The sequence below is a fragment of the Pseudoalteromonas prydzensis genome (assembly GCF_001661495.1).
In the GTDB taxonomy this organism is placed as follows: domain Bacteria; phylum Pseudomonadota; class Gammaproteobacteria; order Enterobacterales; family Alteromonadaceae; genus Pseudoalteromonas; species Pseudoalteromonas prydzensis.
The window spans coordinates 188,764-213,078 of record NZ_BDDT01000004.1 but is presented as its reverse complement, the minus strand read 5'-3'; the positions used below and the strand labels follow the sequence as shown (position 1 = coordinate 213,078).

Sequence of the window (24,315 nt, the reverse complement as noted above, 5' to 3'; positions counted from 1 at the left end):
ATCAACATCCTTTAAAAAGGGAACAGAGCACTACTGAAGAACCGGGTTAACCAGCCGCCACTTTGTGTCTCTTGTATTTGCCCTTTACCAGAATATTGAATGCGTGCATTGGCAATTCTGTTAGAGGTCACAGTATTATCTGCGGTTACATCTTGCGGGCGAACAAGCCCTTCTAGACGAATAAATTCTTCACCGGTGTTTAAGGTAAGCCACTTTTCACCACGGATCACTAAGTTACCATTGGGCAATACTCGCATCACATTGACCGATATATCACCAAACAAGCTATTTGACTGATTCGATTTAGAGTCACCTTTAAACGATGAATCACTGCCAATACCAAATTGGATACTGTCTCCACCAATATTGACGGGTAGTCCACCTAAACCAATCACAGGATCAAGATTTGCGTCACTTTCTTTATCTGTTTCAGTTTTTGCCGCTTTCGTTGCTTGAGTTGCTTCTTGCAGTTTTACTGTAATGATATCGCCTGTACGTAAAGCTTTTTTATCCGAATATAAATCGTTTGATAAATAACTATCAAACAATGATCCTGTTGGCACTACTTGCTCAGCAGCAGGCTCTGGATACATAGGAGCATAGTATGGATCATCTTGAACCACATGAAGATTTTGAGTCGTCATACAACCACTCAAGATAAATGCGCCAGTGAAGACTATAGATAAATTACGCATAACCTTGCTCCAAATTAATTAAAGTTGCTGACTGATATAACTCATCATTTCATCAACCGCTGAAATCACTTTTGAATTCATCTCATAAATACGTTGCGTTTCAATCAGGTTAACTAATTCTTCGGTTACATTTACGTTAGACGTTTCAAGTGCACCTTGCACAACCGTACCTAAGCCTTCAAGTCCAGGGTTACCTTGTACAGGTGCACCACTGACAGCTGTTTCGGTGTATAAATTTTGCCCTACTGGTTCAAGGCCCGATGGATTAATAAAGTCGCTGATCGTCAGCTGACCAATCACCACATTTTCAGGCTGCCCGGCAATGCGCACAGATACTTCGCCATCTTGCGATACGGTAATTGACTGCGCATCATCAGGCACATTCATTTCCGGCTGTACTGGAAAACCAGCACCTGCGGTGACAATGCGGCCATCTTCATCGGTAGTAAATTGACCATTTCGAGAGTAGGCAATATTACCGTCAGGCTGCAACACCTCAAAAAAACCCGGGCCGGAGATCATCCAATCCAATGAATTCTCAGTGGTTAACATATTACCTTGCGAAAAGTTTTTCTGGTTGGCAACAACTTTAGTACCTGCACCGAGCATTAAACCTGATGGCATCTCGGTATCTTGTGATGAACGACCACCCGGCTGATTAATATTTTGGTACAGCAAATCTTCAAACACCGCACGGCTTTTCTTATAACCAACGGTGCTGGCATTGGCTAAATTATTTGAGATCACCGATATATCGGTTTGTTGAGCATCAAGCCCAGTTTTACTTATCCACAATGCAGGATTCATACTAATGTCCTCTCAATAAAGTTAAACAATACGCAGTAATTGAGTATGTCGTTCGTCAATTTCTTCTGCCGTTTTCATCAGCTTAACTTGTAATTCAAATTGGCGTTGATGGCTTATCATATCCACCATTTCATGTACTGGATTCACATTTGACATTTCTAAGGTGCCACTGAGCACTTTTACATCATTAGAGATGTCACAAAATCCACAAATATCATTTTCAAGCAATTCAGGTTTTGGTCGAAACAGACCATCATTGCCTTTTTCAAGCTCTGAATTGTTCGCTTTAATTACTTTTAAACGGTCGACAACTTCTAAAAAGTTGGCTGGCGCTCCTTGCGGGCGTACTTGGATCGAGCCATCTTCGCTGAATTCAATTTTTTCAATTGGTAACGGTAAGATGATAGGTCCACCTTCGCCAACAACTTGACGGCCATGACTAGTCATTAACGCGCCATCAGGGGTAATATTCAGCGTACCGACTTTGGTATAAGCTTCGTTACCTGATGCATCTTGTACTGTTAACCAGCCTTTATCGCTCATCGCAATGTCAAGATCACGGCCAGTTTCAACGATACCGCCGGATGTCATATTCGAACCAGGACGTTCCTGCATAGTAAAAACACGCGTTGGTAAACCTTCACCAAACGCTTGCATCGAGCGAGCTTGCGCGAAGTCCGATTTAAAACCTGTGGTATTCGCGTTTGCTAAATTATTTGCTTTAAGCTCTAGGCCCCGCAAACTTTGCTTAGCCCCAGACGCTGCAATGTAGACCATCTTGTCCATAACATCGACTCACGTTAAAAATCTATAAAATGATAAATGCAAGATAAGTGCCACAATAAATTGACGTGATAAATGCTAGCAAGATATGAGGTAAATAAAAAAGGCCGCTAAAAATAGCGGCCTCGGTGTCGGATTATAAAAAGTAGAACCGAAATTATCGGATCTGCAAGATATTTTGCTGTAGCGTTGAGTTCACTTCAAGCGCACGAGAGTTGGCTTGGAAGTTACGTTGTGCGCTGATCAAGTCAACCAGCTCATTGGTTAAGTTAACGTTTGATTGTTCTAACGCCGATGAATTAATTGAACCTAAAGTACCTGAACCTGGTTCTCCAGCAATCGGCTCACCTGAGGTTAAACTTTTTTTCCAACCAGTATCACCAGCTTGCTGTAAACCTTGAGAGTTAGAGAAGCGAACCATGGCAACTTGACCTAAAAATGAGGTATCGCCATTACTATACGAAGCAACAATCTTCCCATCCGTGCCAATATCAATACCAGCTAAACGCCCTACTGTTGCACCATCTTGCTCTAACGCTTTGACTTCAAAGCGACTAGCATATTGGGTTGGTACTTTATTTGCTGTACCGGCTTCATCACGCCAATTAATATTTACATCTTCTGGAAAGCTAGCACCATTGGTTAGTAAATCAGAAAGACCAACTGCCGCTCCTGCACCACTTGGTAATGCTAATGGGTTGAAAGTAGCGCTCGTATTAGCTGCACCGTCAGTGCTTAGTGGTAAACCACTGGCATCAAATTGAAAAGTTGATAATGGTGTGTACGGCGCAGCAGTCTCTTCGACACCCGCTGGGCTAAATGGCTTTTTATCTAAGGTTGTATATACTTGCCATTCGTTATCATTACCTGTTGCTGTTGAATCTGTTTTCACAAAGAAAAATTGTAAAACATGCGGTTCACCTAATGAATCATATAGAGTTGTTGATGTAGAGCTGTTATACGATGCGCTAGTTTCTGGATCAAACGTTGTCACTGATGGCGGTGCTGCACGTGAGTCTAAGTTAAATGATGAATATACATTAGTTGTTGCACGCGGCGAACCCGATGAATCAGGAATTTGTAACGCCGATGACGTGCTTAAGCTTACTGATGTTGTATCACCAGTAGCTTCATCAACAGGGAAGCCTTGTAAAAAATTACCTTTCGCATCAACGATAAAATTATCTTTGTTTAATTTAAACGCACCAGCACGGGTATAGGTGAAATCTTGCGCGCCTAAATCTTGGCTCATGGCAAAATAACCCTCACCGGTGATCGCTAAATCCAAAGAGTTCTGAGTGAACTTTAATGAACCTTGATGAAATTGCTGCGCAACCATAGTGGTTTGTACACCGTCACCATTTTTAGTTTTCCCTGAGCTAAACACCGAAGATGCATAGACATCTGCAAACTCAGCGCGTGACTCTTTAAAACCTGTGGTATTTACGTTAGCAATGTTATTTGCTGTGACATCTAAGTCTTTTTGTGCGGCAGCTATGCCAGTTAATGCAATATTGAAGCTCATAATTCACCTCTAACTCTATCAATGTGTAGCCGAAGGCTAACTAATAATTAAATTTTTACGCGATTTCTGCAACGTCAGTTAGCCTAACCGCACCTTCTTTGGTGTTAATAATAATGCCGTTGGCACCGTTGATATTGACACTTTCGATATTCTTAAAAGTAGCAATAGGCAAACTGGTGTATTCACCATTTAGCTGCCCTTCAGCCTTAATTTTATATTCACCAGGTGGTAAACGTTCTTTATTCTCATTCATTCCATCCCATTCAAAGCGGATAGCACCTGCTGATTGCGCACCTAAATCAATACTGCGTACCAGCTGTCCGGAAGAATCTTCAATTCTTAAAAATAGATTCTCAACTGGTTTTTCGGCAACCACAGTACCTTTTGCACTGCCGGTATCATTTAGGTCTAAACTATTCGATTCTAATAGCGCCTGCTTGCCCACAAGTGTAGAAGCCTGTAATGCTGAATTAGATGTCATTGATGCAGCCAATGATTGAAAGTTACTATTGAGGTTAGAAATACCTTCCGCCATAGTAAAATTAGTCATCTGCGCAATCATTTGATCGTTATCTGCAGGTTTGCTGGGATCTTGAAACGACAGCTGCTGCGTTAACAACGAGAAGAAATCTTCTTGCGTTAGTGCATCACTTTTCTTTTCGCCAGTAACTTGGTTATTCGTCCCGCGAAGTGAATCAATGTAACTTGACGATGCAGTGCTGATATCGTTACTCATAATCTAACCCTCAATTACCGCTGCCCAAGCAACAGTGTTTTACTTAACATTTGCTTCGCTGCATCAGCAACTTGCACATTGGTTTGATAAGAGCGTGAGGCAGAAATCATATTAGCCATTTCTTCAACGACATTAACGTTAGGTTTGTAGATATAACCGTTTTCATCCGCACTGGGGTGATTTGGGTTATATTCAATTTGTAGCGGTTTATCACTCTCTACAATGCCTAGTACTTTAACGCCAACAGACGACCCCTGATTGTTACCCGTTGATTCTGATGCTTTCATCAGCTCAGCGGCAAAAACAGGGTGACGCGCTCGGTACGTTTTGTCTTGGCTTGAGCTAATGGTATTCGCATTCGAAATATTACTCGCGGTTGTATTCAAACGCACATTTTGTGCACTCATACCTGTACCCGAAATATCAAAAACGTTATATAAACTCATGCTTAGGCTCCTTGACTACCGAGGGCTTTTTTAAGGCCTGAAATTTTACCACTCATAAATTGCAGGCTTGCCTGATACTCTAATGAGTTCTTTGTATACAAGTTTCGTTCCACTTGTATATCAACAGAGTTACCATCACCTGTATCTGCTTGATTTGGCGAGCGAAACATTTCACTATTACCAACATAACGACTGCCACCGGCAATGTGATTTGCATCCGTTGTGACCATGTTATTGCCGCCTTGTTGGTGGCTTTTTGCCGCTTTTAACGCTGAGGCAAAGTCGATGTCTTTCGCTTTATAGCCCGGCGTATCAGCATTAGCGATATTGGTTGCTAATAACTCTGCACGTTGCGAACGGATCAACATTGCATGAGGATGAACCCCAAATGCTTTATCAAAACTGATAGCCATAACCATCTCCAAAAAATTGACTTAGGATGTTTAATGCAAAAGGTGAGCCAGTTTAACTAGCTGCTAGGGAGATAAAGGTCTAGGGGAGCAACTCGGTGTTTACATTACTTGTAGGGAGTGGCTTGCCAGCGCGTTTACGTTAAATATAGGAACTAGGTTCTAGGGAAGTGACTAGCCGTTAGGATCCTAAAACCGAGTAGTTGGAAATTCATGGCTAAAGCCATTTCCTACGGGTGTATCTTGTGCAAAAGAGCTTTATTTACACAAGATAAACGCGAGCCTAGTTATAGGGGCAGTAAGGTCTTAATTTTAAAATATTATTTCTTTTGGTAAATAATACCGGGGTTGCAACGCACCATATCAAACTCGTCACTTAAGCCCGACATCGATTCCGAGGCTCCTAAGAATAAGTACCCTTTAGGATTAAGCGCCTGCGCGAATTGCGCAATAATTTTTGCTTTAACTTCTGGAGCAAAATAAATGAGTACATTACGGCAAAAAATAATATCGAATTTACCCATTAACGCATATGAATCCAACAAGTTGAGATGGCGAAAACTGACCAATTTCTTGATTGAATCATTCACTTGCGCCATACCATTGCCGCTATCTTTGAAAAACTTTTTCCTACGCTCTATCGACAGCCCGCGCGCTAAAGCAAGCGAGTCATATTCTGCATGCTTGCACATATCCAACATGGTATTAGAAATATCGGTGCCGATGATCTGAGCGCCCATTTTTAACACGCCTGGCTGTTTAGCTTGAAACTCAGCAACCGACATTGCTATAGAGTACGGCTCTTGGCCTGACGAACTTGCCGCAGACCAAATTTTCAGCGGCCGACGTAACTCTTTATGTTCTGGAAATAATTTACTTTGTAGTAGTTCAAACGGGTATTGATCCCGAAACCACAAGGTTTCATTGGTGGTCATAGCATCAACTACTGCGGCACGTAACTGCCGCTCATGTGGGCTCAGCGTTTTACTAACTAGTTGCGACAATGATGCGACATTAAAGCGTACCATTAGCGGAGCAAGTCTGCTTTTGACTAAATAAAGCTTATTATCACCTAGCACAATACCGCATTGTTGCTCTAAAAAAGAACGAAACTGATCGTACTCGCGTTGCTCTAAATGCTTATTTTCCAAAGTTACACCGCCTTTTCAAATTAGTCACAATGAACCCATTTCTTCACTGCTGTCGCTAATTCATCCGGGTTGAACTTAGCAATAAAGTCATCAGCGCCCACTTTTTCAATCATCGCCTGATTAAATACGCCACTAAGTGATGTATGCAAAATCACATGAAGTGGGGCGAGCTTAGGGTCGGCTTTAATTTCTGCTGTCAATGTATAGCCGTCCATTTCTGGCATTTCAACATCAGAGATCAATAACCCTACTCGCTCGGTAATATCGTTTTTACAATCTAGCTCGGCAATCTCTCGTAAACGTATCAGCGCTTCTTTACCATTTTTAGCAAGCTCTGTTTGCACGCCTAATGGTTCAAGCGCGCGTTTAACTTGATTACGAGCAACCGCAGAATCATCGGCAATAAATACAATGCGCTCACCTAAGTCTTTTTGAATTTCACCGTCGTTTGCTATTTCAGCACTGACTTCGGTATTTACCGGACAGATTTCATTTAATATTTTTTCAACGTCGAGAATTTCTACTAATTCGTTTTCAATTTCTGTTACCGCAGTTAAATATGAATAGCGACCCGCTCCTGATGGCGGTGGCATTATTTTTTCCCAATTCATATTAACGATTCGTTCAACACCACCGACTAAAAAACCTTGCACAGAGCGATTATATTCAGCAATGATGATAAAACTATCTTTAATATTCTCGATCGCTGGGCCACCTACAGCCATCGATAAATCGATAACTGAAATAGTTTGCCCACGAATGTGCGCGACCCCTCTTATGTAAGGGTTTGACTTTGGCATATTTGTTAAAGGAGGGCATTGCAGTACTTCTCTCACTTTAAACACATTAATACCAAAGCGCTGCCGCCCTCTGAGCTTGAATAATAATAATTCAAGGCGGTTTTGCCCAACCAACTGAGTACGTTGGTTAACTGAGTCTAAAATGCCTGCCATTTCAATCTCCTAAAGAAAGCGAACAATAACGGAACAATAATTGCTTTCTTTTTGTAAAGCTACATAACTACATGGGAGCGTCTGTTTATTGACGCTAAATATTTATACCCTGTTTTCAACCATAAGCATAGTCGAAACATTATGAGTTTGTTAAAAAAAAGCCGAAGATACAGTGTTTTTTATTTTCTTGCTAGCCTATGCCTAGTTGCGCCACTGGCTGCGCAAACTTACAGTAAAGAGCAACTAGAGGAACTCGCTGTATCTTATGTATACGATCAGCTTGATCCTGCTACCGCAGATGATAAACAACTTAACGCTTTAAGTTTAGATAGTCGCATTCCTGATCGCAGTTGCGAGAATGCGCCCTCCTATACAATTCCAACCGAGCCCCCTTTTAATCGGCAGATCACCGTACAAATTAAATGTGATGATTTAAATGGCTGGAGTCAATACGTGCACGTGCGTATGATTGAGCTCTCCCCTGTTATCGTCGCCAGTGAAAATCTAAGTCGTGGTGAAGTGATTGAAGCTCATCATTTGAGTCTAGTTATGAAACCAAAACATTTTGTTCGCGCACAATATTTACAAGACGAAGAGCTGTTGATTGGCAGCCGCAGTAAACGTAATATACGCAGCGGCTACCCCGTTGCTTTAAATCAAATTTGTATGGTCTGCAAAGGGGATAATGTGACTATCTTTGCGACCATTCGCGGATTAAAAATAAAAACTTCCGGTTTAGCCCTAGAAGATGGTACTTTAGGGGAGCAAGTTAAAGTAAAAAATGCAAAATCAGGAAAAGTTTTAAATGCCCGTGTTGACGGCGTTGAGTCTGTGCAGGTAATTATCTAAATTTTTGTATTTGTGCTAAAGTTTCTAATGTGTATGCCGATAACTAGGCATAAGTTGGGTAACGTATAGGTTAAAATCATGGTAAGCCAAGTAAATAAAGGTCAGCAACAGGCTAATGTGTTGACCAATGCTAAACAGCAAAAAGTTGATTTGCAAAACAATAATGCAAATACTGCACAAGCAAATGCTCCTAAAGCGGCTGCTGACTCAGTGAGTCTGACTCCTCAAGCTCAGCAATTAAAGTCATTGCAAGAAAAGGCTCAACAGTCTTCTGGTTTTGATAGCACTAAGGTTGCTGAACTTAAAAAAGCGATCAGTGAAGGTAAATATCAAATTGATGCTGAAAAGTTAGCCAAAAATATCGCTGCATTTGAGTTTGACGTGTATGGCTGATCACAATAGTTTGATCTGCTCTAAACTTGTTATGCAGCTAAATTGCTTAACATCGCTTGCTGATATCTTAGATGATGAATTAACTGCTATCGCCTCCCGTCGTGGTGAGGGCTTAAAAGATATCGCGAAACAAAAACTAGCCTTTTTGGGCCAGATACAAACTTTAGATAAAGAACTTAAAACTTTACTCGCTACTAATGAACTCGAATCTACCGAAGTCGCTGACTTGATCGCTGACGTGCGTAAATTATTAGAGTCATGCAAAAAGAAAAATGATGTTAATGCTCATGCAGCCCATCATGCCCAATTAACTGTAAAACAATTAAAAGACATTTTAATTGGCGTGCCAACGTCAACAACCTATGACCAAGGTGGTAGTGTTGTCCACGGTAACAGCAAAATCGTTCATAATTTAAAAGCGTAGTGCTCGCTCGTAGAAAATATCCTTTGTAATTCCCTTTCCTGTTTTTAGCAATCCTTTTATTACGTTAGCAACTTATTTATTAGACTGCCCCCTAACTCCTAGTTAAGATTCACGAAACCAATAAATAATAAAGCGCGAGAACAACCCGCGCTTTACATTGATATTATGAATTCATTAGCTATCGATTTGATTATTGCCGCTTTCTATTAATTTCTTAATCATCTCCTCTGATTGATTTTGCACATCAATAGCAGGCTCAGCAGTTGACGATGTATCGCCATTGAATGCAATACTACTTTCTTCACTGTCTAAGTCTAAAGCGAGCAAATCCGTTTGTTCAGCGTCGCTAAGTACATCATTTAAGGTTAAATCCAGTGGCTCTGGATCACTACTCACAGTATTGTCAGCAACTAGGATGCGACTTAAATCAATACTTTCATCTTGTGATATGTCATTGCTAAAGGTTGTACTTGATTCTGATATGTCTGCCTGCGCTATGCTCTGCTCTGCCTCCACACTGGCTGGTGCTTGGTCGTCATTAATATTGCCAGATGCAACGTCCTGATTAGTAGTATCTTTAGCAAGGTAATTTCCTGCTTGGTCAAGTGTTAAGAAATAATAATCTTCACCGCTTAACAGGTCCAAATCTAATAAAGATAACGTATAACCCCAGTCACCGTTGGCGTTAGCTGTGGTACTTGGGTAACTTTCTAATACATCAAGATCAATACCCAATAAGCCTACGCCAATTAAACTTGCTCCGATAATATAAATTTCTGTTCCCGGTGGTGCATCGCCTTCTGCTGAAGGAAGTAGCAGACCCAATATACCAGGATTATAATCCGTCACATTAAACTCAATAGGAGTGGTATCAACTATTAAGCCATTGCCTGATGCAGTACCTATGTTACCCGCAGCATCTTCGATACTAACACTTACCGTATACGTGCCATCCGATAACCCTGCAGGAAAATCACTGATATCATCTCCTAATGAAACTGACCAGTTACCATCATTATCGGTTGTAACTGTTTGCTGATAGCCGCCAAAGCTTATTACCACCTCTGAATTCGCTTCACTTGACGTTCCTGTGATCAGTGGGCTCGTATCATAAGTTAAAACTAAACCACTGGTAATTGCGACTTCTGGCGCTAGCGTATCTATGATGCCTGTACTTTGCGCTGATGATTCATTTCCTAAATCATCGGCAGCACTGACATTAACAGTGTAAGTGCCATCTGCTAAGGCATTAATTACTTCAACACCCCAGCTACCATCGGAATTAGATGTTGCGCTCAGCGTTTGCGCATTGCCAGCACTGTCAGTGACCAACACTGTCACTAAAGTGCCTGTCGGTGCGCCACTGATAGAACCACTTATGACCGGTGTCCAATCATTCGTTATCGCTGGCGCTGTTACTGAAATTACTGGTCCTGTGTAATCCATATTGAGCGTGATTGTATCATTATTGCTATTACCTGCTGTGTCAGTGATCACAGCGGTTACCTGAGCATCGCCTTCAGCAAGCGCCGTGGTTGCAACAACACTCCAGTTACCATTTGCAAGCACTTGGGTAGATACAGTTTGGCTAACCCCGTTGCTATCGAGTATTGTTACTTCAACAGTAGAACCCAACGGTGCATCAAGGCTGGTGCCTGATATTAACGGAGTTGAATCAGCAGAAGACAATGCCGATGCTATTTCAAGTGTTGGTGCGGTTAAGTCAATCACAAGTGAAGTTGAAGCTGACGACGTTAACCCTACTTCGGTAACACTTGCTGAAACCGTATAGCTGCCCTCTAGCAACGCTTGAGGAACCGCTACACTCCATACACCACTATTCAAAGTGGCGGTAAAGCTTTGCACATCACCACCGGCATTGCTGATCACTAAATTAATAGTGCTGCCATTTGGCGCGTCACTCGTACCACTTATAACTGGGGTGGTATCATTTGTAGCCGCTAAAGGCGTAATGCCTATACTTGGGGCGCTAGTATTGAGCACGCCAGTTACACTATCTGATGTACTTGTATTGCCTGCTAAATCGGTAACCGAGGCAACAACACTGATATCACCATCCTCTAAGTTATCAGGAACATCCACAGACCAACTACCATCAGCTTGCACTTCGGCTGTATAACTATAAGTTTGTGTACTGTCAGTCACTTCAATACTGATCACTGTACCCGCAGGCTCATCGCTGCTACCTGTAATTGTTGGGGTTGCAAGATTTATTGTGCCTACAGCATCTACAGTTACAACTGGCGCAACGGTATCTATTTCACCGGCTGTTGTAGCACTTGATGTAAGCCCTGCCGCATCGGTAATTGATGCTGTAACATCGTACTCCCCCTCAGGAAGGACGTCGGCTTCAACTTGCCAATCGCCGTTAATATCAACTACTGCGGTCAAATTATGTGTATCGCCATTACCATCAACGATTACCACCGAAACCGTACTACCTTGTGCTTCATCACTCGTTCCCGAGATTATTGGCGTAGCATCATTGGCTAAGCCTTGGCTGGCCACTGTAATATTTGGTGCAACTGTATCTACTGTGATATTACCTATACGCGTTGTACTATTTCCTGCTGGATCGGTAACCGTTGCAGTGACTGTATAGGTACCATCGGTGAGTGTACTCGCCGACACTTGCCACTGGCCAGTTTGTGCCACCGTCGCTGTTAAGGTTTGTCCGTCTATAGTGACAGTAACCTCACCACCAGTTAAATTACTGGTGCCACTGATAAGCGGCGTATCATCACTGGTGCTCGCCGTTGCATTAAGGACTAAGCTTGGTGCTGTAGTATCAATTACACCACTGCCCGTCTGTTCGGTTAGATTACCAACGCCATCGCGCACACTCGCTTTTACCGTATATTGCCCGTCCCCTAAGCCTTGCGGCACATTGACTGACCAGCTGCCATTCGCTTGCACTGTCGCGCTAAAGGTTTGTGTTGCAACCCCTTGCCCTGTGACTACAAGTGTGACTTGCGCGCCTTCACCTAAGTCAGTGGTTCCGCTAATCGTTGGTGTACTATCCATAGTCAGCGCTGGAGTCGATAATGTAAGTTCAGGCGCTGTATTATCAAAATCTAAGGTACTGATAGTAGTGGTATTACCCGCCGCATCAGTAGCTGAGGCTTCAACGTAAGCCAGTGTTAGCAATGATACTGATAGATTCAATACACTCCAGTCACCATTTGCATCAACAGTGGCGGTATAAGGTAAACCTACGGCGCCTCCCACTAAATGATTTGTAATTGTGACTACACTACCCTCAGGTAAATCAGAGGTTCCTGACAAGGACACCAAACTACCCAATAAGAATGACGGGACGATTGCCAATTCTGGTGGCGTTATATCAACTTCACCTCCAGTTTTACTGTCTTCACCTTGATTGCCCGCCATATCGGTAATCGTTGCTTTAACAGAGTAAACTCCTTCTGCTAATGGCGTATTTGCCGCTGCTTGCCAATCACCTTGAGCATTCGTAGTGACGATTACAACCTGCTCAGCACCACTTGCATCCGTAAAGGTAACCTCAACAGTGGCATTCGCTTCATCTGATGTACCACTGATCAGCGGTGTTGTATCTTGTGTTAATACCAAGCTACTTTGGTCAATGGTGATCTCAGGGTTAATACTATCAATAACGGCATTGGCAATTTGTTGCCCAGCATTACCCGCAGTATCGGTGACCACAGCAGTGACTGTATACGCCCCCTCGGCAAGAGTTTGAGATGCTTCTACTTGCCATGTTAAATCAGCTGCAAGTGTTGTATTGACTGTATGACTTACACCTTGTGCATCGGTAAAGGTAACAGCAACGGTGTTCCCTGCAACAGCATCTACTGCGCCCCCTGAAACAACCGGTGTTTTATCTGCTGTGATGCTTATTGGATCAATCAACACTGTAGGTGGCGTTAAATCTATTACGCCTGTTGTTTGGGCTGAATTGCTGTTACCGGCAATGTCAGCGATAGTTGCTGCAACACTATAATTTCCTTCCGCAAGCTCAGTAGCAAGCGCGACAGACCATGTACCATTTGCTTTGACCGTTGCCTGTGCCGATTGCTCGGTGCCAGCACTATCTGTGACCAACAAGGTAACTATAGTGCCTTGTGCAGCATCTGATGTACCACTAATTAATGGTGTTGTATCATTTGTAATACTCGGTGTATTAACAGCCAATGTTGGTGCGGTTAAGTCTATTGTAAGGCTAGTGCTGGATGAACCAGTTAAACCGTCCTCGCTAACAACGGCATTCACAGTATAACTGCCCTCAACAAGTGCATCACTGACATCTATAGTCCATTGCCCAGCCAAAGCTTGAGTGGTCAATGTTTGCACAACAATGCCAGAAGCAATAATTTCTATCGTTACATCAGTACCATCTCTAGCATCTGTGCTACCAGAGATGGTTGGTGTTGTATCCATCGTGGGTTGTAAACTCGCAATCGAGATAGTCGGCGCATTGGTGTCTAATGTTGCGTTACCTGAAGCTGATGCTTGATTGCCTGCAGCATCACTCACATTAGCAGTAATAGTAATTGCGCCATCGCTCAATGCATCAATAACTTGCACTGACCAACTTCCATCGGCTTGTACAACAGCAGTTAGTTGATAACTGTTTAAATTATCACTGACATTCACCGTCACCGTTGCACCAATTTCATCACTACTGCCTGAAATAACCGGTGTAGCGTCGTTAAATGTGCCTAATCCGTCTAAAGTTAAAGTGGGATCTAATGTATCAACGGTACCGGTGCCTTGCGCTGTGCCAATATTATTAGCAGCATCTGTAATTGTGGCCGTGACAGTGTAAGCACCATCGGCGATATCCGCGTTTGGACTTGCTGAATAACTTCCATCGGCTTGCACTTGGGCTGTAAATTGCTGACTATCACCATTAGCATCAACCAAAACAATGACCACTTCAGTACCTTGCGGCTCAGTTGAAGTTCCTGAAATTGTCGGCGTTGCATCATTAGTGATACCTGGATCCACCATAGTCAATACAGGCGTAATACTATCAATTGACAGGGTTGCAGATGCCGTTTGTAGATTCCCGGCGTCATCAGTAATACTCACTTCAACTGGGTAATCACCATCATTCAATGCCGTTGGGATTGTTACCAGCCAAGTACCATCATTTGCAACTGTTGCTTGCAGAGTTTGCCCGTCAACCACAACCGTTACTTCAGCACCAATCTCATTACTACTGCCTGTGATGGTTGGTGTTGTGTCTGCTGTTGTTTGTAAAGTGTCAATTACTAAACTTGGCGCAACACTATCAACCACCCCTGTGGTTTGCTCCGTGGTTAAATTACCGACACCATCACGCACAGATGCAGTAACTGTGTAAGTTCCCTCTGCGATTGCTTGTGGTACTGACACGGACCAAGTTTGATCTGCTTGAACAACAGCGGTAAATGTTTGGCTGACATTATCACTATCAACCACGGTCAAATTAATCACAGTACCTTGACCCATATCCGTATCACCTGAAATGACAGGTGTTGTGTCATTGCTCAATGCGTTAACACTGACCGTTAACTCAGGTGCAATGTTATCAAAGTCGAGTGTACTGACCGTACTTGTATTCCCTGCAGCATCAGTTGCGCTGGCAGTAACATAGGCTAGGTTAAGTAATGGCACCGTTAAGTTTAGTAATTGCCAATTACCATTAGCATCTGTAGTTGCCGTATACGTTGCACCAATCAAACCTCCAACTAAGTTCTCGGTAATAGTGATGGTACTTCCCGCAGGTAAATCTGAATCACCTGACAGTGATACCAAATTGCCAAGTAAGAAAGAAGGTATAATTCTTAATTCTGGGGCAACTGTATCCACCACGCCATTATCACTGGCGCTGCCGATATTACCTGCGGCATCGGTGAGACTGGCAGTCACTGTGTATGCATCATCAATCAGCGGTTGCGTGGCCTCGGCACTCCAATTACCGCTAGCATTGGTTTGGACTGTCACTGTATGGCTGCCATTGGCATCCGTAAAGGTAATCGCAATGTCACTGTTCGCTAAGTCTGATGTGCCTGTCACCAGCGGCGTGTTGTCGTTGGTCAAGGCCGGTGCATCGATCGTAACGCTTGGCGCGGTGGTGTCTATCACCCCGGTTTCGCTATCAGTGCCGGTATTGCCTGCGGAGTCTGTCACACTGACATTCACTGTGTACTCGCCTTCGACGAGCGCGTTACTGGCCTCCACTGACCAATTGCCTGCGGCATCGGTGGTGGCTGTCGCACTTTGTACTGCGCCATTGGCGCCAATGATTTCAATACTGACTTGCGTGCCTGCTGGCACTCCGCTGCTTTGCCCGCTGATGAGCGGGGTCACATCACTGCTGTCCATTAACGCGTCAACGCTGATTGTTGGTGCGGTGACATCGATTAACCCGGTGACACTTGCACTGGCTGGATTCCCGGCTTGATCTGAAACACTCGCGGTGACTGTGTAGGTCCCTTCTGCTAACGCTTCCAGCGCAGGCACTGACCAGGTGCCTGATGGCGTCATTTGCGTGGTGACTGTGTGAGTGTTACCTGCGGCATCATTAAATACCAGTGTAACTATGCTGCCCTGTGGCGCACTGGCCGTGCCACTGATGGTAGGCGTGGTGTCATTCGTGTCGGCTGGCGGGTTAATCGCAATATCCGGCATGGTGGTATCAATGATCCCGGTCACTGTGGCCGAGCCTTGATTACCCACTGCATCTTCAACAGTGGCGGTGACGCTAAAGTCTCCCTCCGCTAAATCACTGCTGGCCGTGACACTCCACGTGCCGCCAGTTACGGTGGTTTGAATGGTCTCTGCAGGGTTTATTCCATCATTTATCACCACAGTGACAACACTGCCATCCGCGGCATCACTGGTGCCGTTAATGGTCGGGGTGGTGTCGTTGGTTTCACCAATCGCATTGATGGTGATACTCGGTGCTAAGGTATTGAGTGTGAAGTTATCGGTGGCACTGTTGCTATTACCTGCGGCATCAGTGACGCTCGCAACCACCGTATAGTCATCATCAGCAAGTACTGGCGCTGTGACCGTCCACTCGCCATTGCTATCAACCGTGGCACTGAGGGTGGTAACTGTCCCACCACTGTCGGTGACAGTGAGGTTTATCACCGTTCCTTGTGGCTCTGATGAGGTACCGCTGAGCGTTGGCGTGTCATCATTAATCGCACCGAGGCTGTTGATACTAATAAGCGGATCTAAGGTGTCCACACTGCCGGTGCCGGTGTCGCTGCCGGTGTTGCCAGCGGCATCGGTAATGCTGGCCGTCACAGTGTACGCGCCATCCGGTAAGCTCGGTGCAGTTACTTGCCATGAACCATCGGCTTGTACTTGCGCACTTAACCCATAACTATCGCCGTTAACATCCACGATGCTGATACTCACAAGCGTGCCCGCAGGCTCGGTTGAGGTGCCGGTAATGGTGGGGGTTGCATCGTTACTCAGGCCATTATCGTTGACGATAACAACAGGCACTGAGGTATCAATTGTGCCCGTTAGGGCGAGTTGGGTGTCATTCCCCGCCGCATCAGTGATGGTCGCATCCACGTTGTAATCGCCTTCACTCAAGCCATTTGGTACTTCCACAGACCATTGACCATTGCTTTGCACTGTCGCGCTCAGGGTTTGTGTAACCCCGTTAGCATCGGTGACAATTAAGGTCACTGTGCCACCGATTTCATTGCTGGTGCCACTGAATACTGGGGTGACATCACTGCCAGCTCCCACCCCTTGCACGGTAAGCGTCGGCGCGATGGTGTCAATTACGCCGCTAACAGACTCGGTGGTTTCGTTACCCACACTGTCGCGTACACTGACATCAACACTGAACGCGCCATCCGGTAATGGCGTTGTCGGGCTAATGGCCCAATCGCCATTGGCATCCACGGTGGCGGTGAGTGTTTCAGTGTTGCCATCTTTATCGGTCACAACCACCGTCACTGCTGCGCCTTGACCCGCATCGCTGGTACCAGTAATTTCAGGGGTGTTGTCATTGCTCAAGGTATCAACGCTCACGGTGAGCGCCGGTGGCGTACCATCAAAGTCGGTCGAGTTGATGGTGCGTACATTGCCTGCTTCATCACTGGCACTGGCGGTTATTGAGCTCAGGGTAAGCAATGGAATAGTCAAGCCAAGTAATGACCAATTCCCTGCCGCGTCGGTGGTCGCGGTGTAATTTACCACCCCACCACCGAGTAGGTTTTGCGTGACAGTAACAGTACTTCCAGCTGGTAAATCTGAGGTACCACTGAGCGACACTAACTGCCCTAATAGGAAGGTGGGCGTAAATGCAAGCTCTGGCGGGATGGTATCCACCACGCCATTATCACTGGCGCTGCCGGTATTGCCTGCCGCATCGCTCAGATTGGCAGTCACTGTGTATGCACCATCAATCAGCGGTTGCGTGGCCTCGGCACTCCAATTACCGCTAGCATTGGTTTGCACTGTCACTGTATGGCTGCCATTGGCATCCGTAAAGGTAATCGCAATGTCACTGTTCGCTAAGTCTGATGTGCCTGTCACCAGCGGCGTGTTGTCGTTGGTCAAGGCCGGTGCATCGATCGTAACGCTTGGCGTGATTGTGTCAATCACCCCGCCGTTTTCAGTGTCGCTGGCGGTATTACCTGCTGCATCCGTTACGCTGGCATCCACTTGGAATGCGCCTTCTGCAAGTGGTGTTGCAACATCCACCGACCAAGTACCATCTGCCAATACCGTTACAGTTAGCGTTTGCACGGCACCGTTTGCATCGGTCACTGTGATACTCACCAGCCCACCGATTTCATCACTGCTACCTGTGATGGTTGGGGTGTTATCGTTGGTATCTGCTAACGGATCAATATCAACCGTTGGCACTTGGGTGTCGATCACCCCGCCGTTTTCTGTGTCGCTGGCGGAATTACCGGCCGCATCCGTTACGCTGGCATCCACTTGGAATGCGCCTTCAGCAAGCGGTGTTACAACATCCACCGACCAGGTGCCATCTGCAAGTACTGTCGCCGTTAAACTTTGTATATCTCCATTGGCATCGGTTACCGTAATGCTCACCAACCCACCGATTTCATCACTGCTACCTGTGATAGTTGGCGTGGTGTCGTTGGTTGCAACAAGCGCATCAATATCAACCGTTGGCACTTGGGTGTCGATCACCCCGCCGTTTTCTGTGTCGCTGGCGGAATTACCGGCCGCATCCGTTACGCTGGCATCCACTTGGAATGCGCCTTCTGCAAGCGGTGTCGGTACATCAACCGACCAAGTACCATCTGCAAGCACAGTTGCCGTCAAGGTTTGTATATCGCCATTGGCATCTGTGACTGTAAGGCTCACCAGCCCGCCAATTTCATCACTGCTACCTGTGATCGTTGGGGTGGTATCGTTGGTTGCAGCAAGCGGATCAATATCAAAGGTCGGCGCTTGGGTGTCAATCACCCCGCCGTTTTCAGTGTCACTGGCGGTATTGCCTGCGGCATCGGTGACGCTAGCATCAACAACAAAAGCGCCTTCTGCAAGCGGTGTCGGTACATCAACCGACCAAGTACCATCTGCAAGCACAGTGGCGGTTAAGGTTTGTATATCGCCATTGGCATCTGTGACTGTAAGGCTCACCAGCCCGCCAATTTCATCACTGCTACCTGTGATCGTTGGGGTGGTATCGTTGGTTGCAGAAAGCCCATCAATATCAAAAGTCGGCGCTTGGGTGTCAATCACCCCACCGTTTTCAGTGTCACTGGCGGTATTGCCGGCCTCATCGGTGACGCTGGCATCAACAACAAAAGCGCCCTCAGCAAGCGGCGTTGCGACATCCACCGACCAGGTGCCATCTGCAAGCACAGTGACGGTTAAGCTTTGTATATCGCCATTGGCATCGGTGACTGTAAGGCTCACCAGCCCGCCAATTTCATCACTGCTACCTGTGATGGTTGGGGTGGTATCGTTGGTTGCAGCAAGCGGATCAATATCAAAGGTCGGCGCTTGGGTGTCAATCACCCCGCCGTTTTCAGTGTCGCTGGCGGTATTACCGGCCGCATCCGTTACGCTACCATCCACTTGGAATGCGCCTTCTGCAAGCGGTGTCGGTACATCAACCGACCAAGTACCATCTGCAAGCACAGTTGCCGTCAAGGTTTGTATATCGCCATTGGCATCTGTGACTGTAAGGCTCACCAGCCCACCGATTTCATCACTGCTACCAGTGATGGTTGGCGTGGTGTCATTGGTATCTGATAAAGAATCAATATCAAAAGTCGGCGCTTGGGTGTCGATCACCCCGCCGTTTTCAGTGTCACTGGCGGTATTGCCTGCGGCATCGGTGACGCTAGCATCAACAACAAAAGCGCCCTCAGCAAGCGGCGTTGCGATATCCACCGACCAAGTGCCATCGGCCAATACTGTGGCGGTTAAGGTTTGTACATCGCCATTGGCATCCGTTACCGTAATACTCACCAGCCCACCAATTTCATCACTGCTACCTGTGATGGTTGGGGTGGTATCGTTGGTTGCAGAGAGCCCATCAATATCAAAAGTCGGTGCTTGAGTGTCAATCACCCCACCGTTTTCAGTGTCACTGGCGGTATTGCCTGCGGCATCGGTGACGCTAGCATCAACAACAAAAGCGCCTTCTGCAAGCGGTGTCGGTACATCAACCGACCAAGTACCATCTGCAAGCACAGTTGCCGTTAAACTTTGTATATCGCCATTGGCATCCGTTACCGTAATACTCACCAGCCCACCAATTTCATCACTACTACCTGTGATCGTTGGCGTGGTATCGTTGGTTGCAGAGAGCGCATCAATATCAAAAGTCGGAGCTTGAGTGTCAATCACCCCGCCATTTTCTGTATCAGACGCGGTATTGCCGGCAGCATCGGTGACATTGGCATCAACAACAAAAGCGCCTTCTGCAAGCGGCGTTGCGACATCCACCGACCAGGTGCCATCTGCAAGCACAGTGGCGGTTAAGCTTTGTATATCGCCATTGGCATCTGTGACTGTAATGCTCACCAGTCCACCAATTTCATCACTGCTACCGGTGATGGTTGGAGTCGTGTCGTTGGTATTTGCCAAAGGATCGATATCAAAGGTTGGGGCAAGAGTATCAATGATGCCTGTTGCTTGTGCCTCACTTGTTAGACCATCCACTGTGACGCTTGCATCAACAGTATATTCACCTTCGGCAACTGTATTTTGCGCTTCAACACTCCATATGCCTGCGGTGACAGTTGTAGTAAGAGTTTGGCTATTATTATTGCTATCGGTAATTGTAACGGTAATGATTGCGCCGTCGGGAGCATCGGATGTGCCACTGATCATAGGTGTAACATCGTTGCTATCATCAATCGTATCAATACTAATACTTGGCGCATTATCATTTAAAATAAAGCTACTAGAAGCAGTTGCTTGATTGCCGGCTGCATCAGTGATGTTCGCAACAACATCAATAGTGCCGTTTTGCAATGCATTAGGCACTTCGACTGACCAACTGCCATCCCCATTTACTATCGCGGTCAAGTTTTGTGAATTTACACCATCATTAACAACTAGGTTTACTACGCTGCCCGCAGGCTCATTTGTTTGACCGCTGATAATAGGTGTCGTGTCATTCACTGTGCCTAAGTTATCAATAGTTAAAGTCGGTGCTGTTACATCAATTACACCAGTATCAGACACCGTACTTTGATTGCCAAACGTATCAGCAACGCTTGCTGATACAGTAAAACCACCTTCCGATAATGCGTTATCTGGACTGATAGACCAACTACCATCTGCCCCTACAACAGCTAATAAAGTTTGCGAATTCCCGTTGCTATCAGTTACTAAAACAGTAACTACACTACCTGCATCGGTGTCACTAGTACCACTGATTAATGGTGTGTTATCACTGGTTAATTGATCAAAATCTAAGGTTAATATCGGGCTTGCATTGTTAAAATTACCTATCTCGGTATCGGTTCCTGTGTTACCTGCAGCATCAGTTACAGATGCTGTGATAGTAAATTCACCTGAAGCTAGAGGAGTAGTCACATCAAAGGCCCAATTACCATTGGCATCTGTTGAAGCTATGTAAGTTTGACTATTGTTTTGCGAGTCAGTGATGACTATTGAAACAACACTTCCTAACGATGCACCTTGAGTACTACCTGAAATGACTGGCGTATTGTCATTAATATCACCCACAGTATCTATTAATATCGTCGGTGCAGTAATATCCACAATACCCGTAATAGCTGCATTTGCTGTATTACCGACGCTATCTGTCACTACGGCCGTAACACTAAACTCACCTTCGGCTAAATCCTGTGATGGTGTAACGGCCCAATTGCCATTGGCATCAACCGTAGTTAATAATGTTTCTGTTTGCCCATTGATATCTGTAATAACAACTTGGACTTGATCGCCAACAGCAGCATTTAACGTACTACCAGTAAGCGCTGGTGTCGTATCATTTGTTTCACCAACGAGGTTAATACTGATTGATAATAAACTAAGATCTATCAGCCCTGTGGTAGTATCTGAAGCTTGATTACCAGCGGTATCAACAACTGTAGCTTCAACCGAATATTGGCCTTGGGCTAAACTGCTTGGCACTTCAACCGCAAAACTGCCATCAATCAAAGTTTGTGTTGTGAATGTTTGTTGCGCACCATTGGCATCAACCACAACAATAGACACCAATGTACCAGTGGCAACACCTTGAACCTGGCCTGAAATTGTTGGCGTATCATCCGCCGAATTCGCTAATGTATCTAAACTGATCAGCGGAGCGGTTACATCAATTAAGCCAACACTTGTATCACTAGCTTGATTACCTGCATTATCAACTACTGTTGCTGTAATATTAAATGTCCCTTCAGCTAAAGCCGAGGTAACATCTACTTGCCAAGTGTTATCTGCATTTACAACTGCAGTTAGGATTTGCTGATCACCATTACTATCAAGCACTGTTACGGTGATCGTACTACCGACATCAACGCCTGATACCGTCCCCGTAATGACAGGAGTTGTGTCATTACTATCTGCAAAAGCGTCAATATTAATTAAAGGCGCGGTAGTATCAACATTGCCTATAGCGCTGTCTTGCGCTGAGTTGCCTGCCACATCTTGAGTTTGAGCAATAACGTTAAACTGCCCTTGTGCAAGCTCATTTACTACCAATATGCTCCAACTACCATCACTTGCCGTTGTGACATTAAATACTTGTATAGCACCATTGCTGTCCGTCACTGTGACGGTAACATTACTGCCTGCTGGTAAGCCTTGAGTTACACCGGAAATATCCGGAGTTTGATCGTTTGTATCTGCAATAGCATTAATACTAATAAGGGGGGCGGTTAAATCGATTATTCCCGTTGCTGTTGCGGTCGTGTTATTACCCGCCACATCGCTAACACTTGCCGTAACGGTGTAATCCCCTTCTGCTAATGCAATACTAGGGTCAACTTGCCAATTGCCAGTCGCATCAGTAACCGCTGTTATTGTTTGTTGAGCACCATTACTGTCGGTGATCACTAAAGTTACTGTCGTGCCCGCATCAACACCCAGCGCTGTGCCACTAATGGTAGGTGTTGCATCGTTGCTTTCGCCAAGAGCATTAATAGAGATAGTTGGCGCGGTGGTATCTACCACACCAACTTCACTATCACTGGCAGAGTTACCGGCACTATCTGCAACGGTTGCAGTTACTGTAAACTCACCTTCTACGAGCGGCTCTGTAACTTCTGCAGACCAGCTGCCGTCGGCCGTCACTATTGCTGTTAATGTTTGTGTTGCACCATTACTCGCCACCACGATTATTGATACAAGCGTGCCTGTTGTTACACCATTTACCGTTCCGGTTAATGTCGGAGTTACATCATTAGTATCAGCAATTGCATCAATCGTAATTACAGGGGCTGTTAAATCTATAACCGCCGTTGCTTCTGCATTGCCTTCATTACCAGCATCATCAACAGTATTGGCTTGTACATTGTAAGGTCCCTCAGCTAATGCGGCAGTTGAAATGCTCCAATTACCTTGTTGATCAACCTGAGTCACAAATGTTTGCACTTGACCTGCGCTATCAGTCACAGTGAGCGTCACATCATCGCCTGCATCTAAACCCACAACAGAGCCTGTAATTGTTACCACAGGCGAAGCAGAATCAGCTAACGTATCAATAGTTAAAATAGGCGCAGTGGTATCTATATCTGCTGTAATTGTATCTGAAATTGGCTCACCATCTGGGCCTATGACAGTTACATCTACTACAATTGGGCCATCTGGTAATGGAGCGATTGCTGGCGAGGTAAACGTGCCATCGGGTTGCACTATTACCTCTATAGTTTGTGTATTATCCAACGCATCAGTGATGGTGATTAATACGGTTTGCCCGGCTAAGTTAGTCGATGTTCCTGAAATAACCGGCTGTGGATTATTAATTAGGCCAATCTCATCTAACGCTATACTGCCACTAAGTGCAGCCTCTGGGATCACTCCATCCGTGGTATCCCGAACAGCGAAAATACCATCATTGTTCGCCTCAAAACTATCATCAAAAGAAAGGCTGTTTGGGTCAACAGCTTCAGCAATACGTGCTAATTCAACAAAAGAGCTACCCCCACCAGAACCTGCAGTAGCATTACCACCAGCAGCTGTAGCTTCCAAGTTATCAAGTAAATCGCCGTCACCTTCGAGGGCTTCTAAAAAATCACTTACATCATCATTTAATGGGGAGGTTTCTGTCGGATTATTCGAATCTGGCTGATTTAAACTCGCAATTGCATCATCAATACTGTCATCAAAAATGGTGGTCTCAGAACTATCTCGGGTCGTTTCAGCAACTAAATCTGGCGTAATTTGCACTCGCTGATTAGCAGGGATAGCAAGTGATATACCCTTAACATCAATTAATAATGACGAATTAGCCGCGGTTATCACAATATCGCCAACGGTAATGGTATCTCCAAGTGATAATGCCTTAATTGAGCCATCTTCTAAAACGATTCCAGCAGAGCCCTGAATATCTATGATTAGTAATTGATTTGCGTCCATTTTGCTACCTGCGTCATTAGAAATTAAACCTTTGTATTAGTAAATTTAGAACAACACAGCCAAAAGAACACTGGACTAAAGTACAG

General features: G+C 45.2%; 13 protein-coding genes. 3 read left to right on the top strand and 10 right to left on the bottom strand.

The genetic code is table 11. The features are described from left to right. Nucleotides 1–11: 11 nt before the first annotated feature. The 9 genes from flgH to A7968_RS10345 form a co-directional block, all read right to left on the bottom strand. Complete coding sequence (flgH, locus tag A7968_RS10385; RefSeq protein WP_064666501.1) at nt 12–695, bottom strand: flagellar basal body L-ring protein FlgH; 684 nt, start codon at nt 693–695, stop codon at nt 12–14. A gap of 18 nt (nt 696–713) precedes the next feature. Beyond that, nucleotides 714–1,502, bottom strand: a complete 789-nt coding sequence (gene flgG / locus A7968_RS10380) for a flagellar basal-body rod protein FlgG (protein WP_064666500.1) — start codon at nt 1,500–1,502, stop codon at nt 714–716. A 21-nt stretch (nt 1,503–1,523) separates the two neighbouring features. Then, nucleotides 1,524–2,288, bottom strand: coding sequence for a flagellar basal body rod protein FlgF (locus A7968_RS10375; protein WP_064666499.1), 765 nt, complete (start codon nt 2,286–2,288; stop codon nt 1,524–1,526). A gap of 154 nt (nt 2,289–2,442) precedes the next feature. After that, the gene (gene flgE / locus A7968_RS10370) at nt 2,443–3,810 is read right to left on the bottom strand and encodes a flagellar hook protein FlgE (RefSeq protein ID WP_064666498.1); all 1,368 of its coding nucleotides are present in this window, start codon (nt 3,808–3,810) and stop codon (nt 2,443–2,445) included. Nucleotides 3,811–3,865: 55 nt separating this feature from the next. After that, a complete protein-coding gene (locus A7968_RS10365; RefSeq protein WP_064666497.1) occupies nt 3,866–4,546 on the bottom strand; it encodes a flagellar hook assembly protein FlgD in 681 nt (226 codons plus the stop codon). A 14-nt stretch (nt 4,547–4,560) separates the two neighbouring features. After that, nucleotides 4,561–4,992 carry a flagellar basal body rod protein FlgC gene (gene flgC / locus A7968_RS10360; RefSeq protein WP_064666496.1) on the bottom strand — a complete coding sequence of 144 codons (432 nt, stop codon included), beginning with the start codon at nt 4,990–4,992 and terminating at the stop codon, nt 4,561–4,563. Between the two features lie 2 nt (nt 4,993–4,994). After that, a complete protein-coding gene (gene flgB / locus A7968_RS10355) occupies nt 4,995–5,405 on the bottom strand; it encodes a flagellar basal body rod protein FlgB (RefSeq protein WP_064666495.1) in 411 nt (136 codons plus the stop codon). 317 nt (nt 5,406–5,722) lie between these two features. After that, nucleotides 5,723–6,553, bottom strand: coding sequence for a CheR family methyltransferase (locus tag A7968_RS10350; RefSeq protein WP_064666494.1), 831 nt, complete (start codon nt 6,551–6,553; stop codon nt 5,723–5,725). 20 nt (nt 6,554–6,573) lie between these two features. After that, a complete protein-coding gene (locus A7968_RS10345) occupies nt 6,574–7,506 on the bottom strand; it encodes a chemotaxis protein (RefSeq protein WP_064666493.1) in 933 nt (310 codons plus the stop codon). A gap of 141 nt (nt 7,507–7,647) precedes the next feature. On the opposite strand from A7968_RS10345, the gene flgA reads away from it, so the two are divergent. The 3 genes from flgA to flgN all read left to right on the top strand — a co-directional run bounded on the left by flgA (nt 7,648) and on the right by flgN (nt 9,172). Next, nucleotides 7,648–8,355, top strand: a complete 708-nt coding sequence (gene flgA / locus A7968_RS10340; RefSeq protein ID WP_064666492.1) for a flagellar basal body P-ring formation chaperone FlgA — start codon at nt 7,648–7,650, stop codon at nt 8,353–8,355. A 78-nt stretch (nt 8,356–8,433) separates the two neighbouring features. Then, the gene (gene flgM / locus A7968_RS10335) at nt 8,434–8,748 is read left to right on the top strand and encodes a flagellar biosynthesis anti-sigma factor FlgM (RefSeq protein ID WP_064666491.1); all 315 of its coding nucleotides are present in this window, start codon (nt 8,434–8,436) and stop codon (nt 8,746–8,748) included. After that, nucleotides 8,741–9,172 carry a flagellar protein FlgN gene (gene flgN / locus A7968_RS10330; protein ID WP_064666490.1) on the top strand — a complete coding sequence of 144 codons (432 nt, stop codon included), beginning with the start codon at nt 8,741–8,743 and terminating at the stop codon, nt 9,170–9,172. Before flgM ends, flgN begins: the two co-directional genes overlap by 8 nt. Nucleotides 9,173–9,346: 174 nt before the next feature. On the opposite strand, the gene A7968_RS10325 is transcribed toward flgN, so the two are convergent. Further along, on the bottom strand, nt 9,347–24,229 hold the full coding sequence (locus A7968_RS10325; protein ID WP_064666489.1) for a beta strand repeat-containing protein: 14,883 nt from the start codon (nt 24,227–24,229) through the stop codon (nt 9,347–9,349). Nucleotides 24,230–24,315 lie beyond the last annotated feature (86 nt).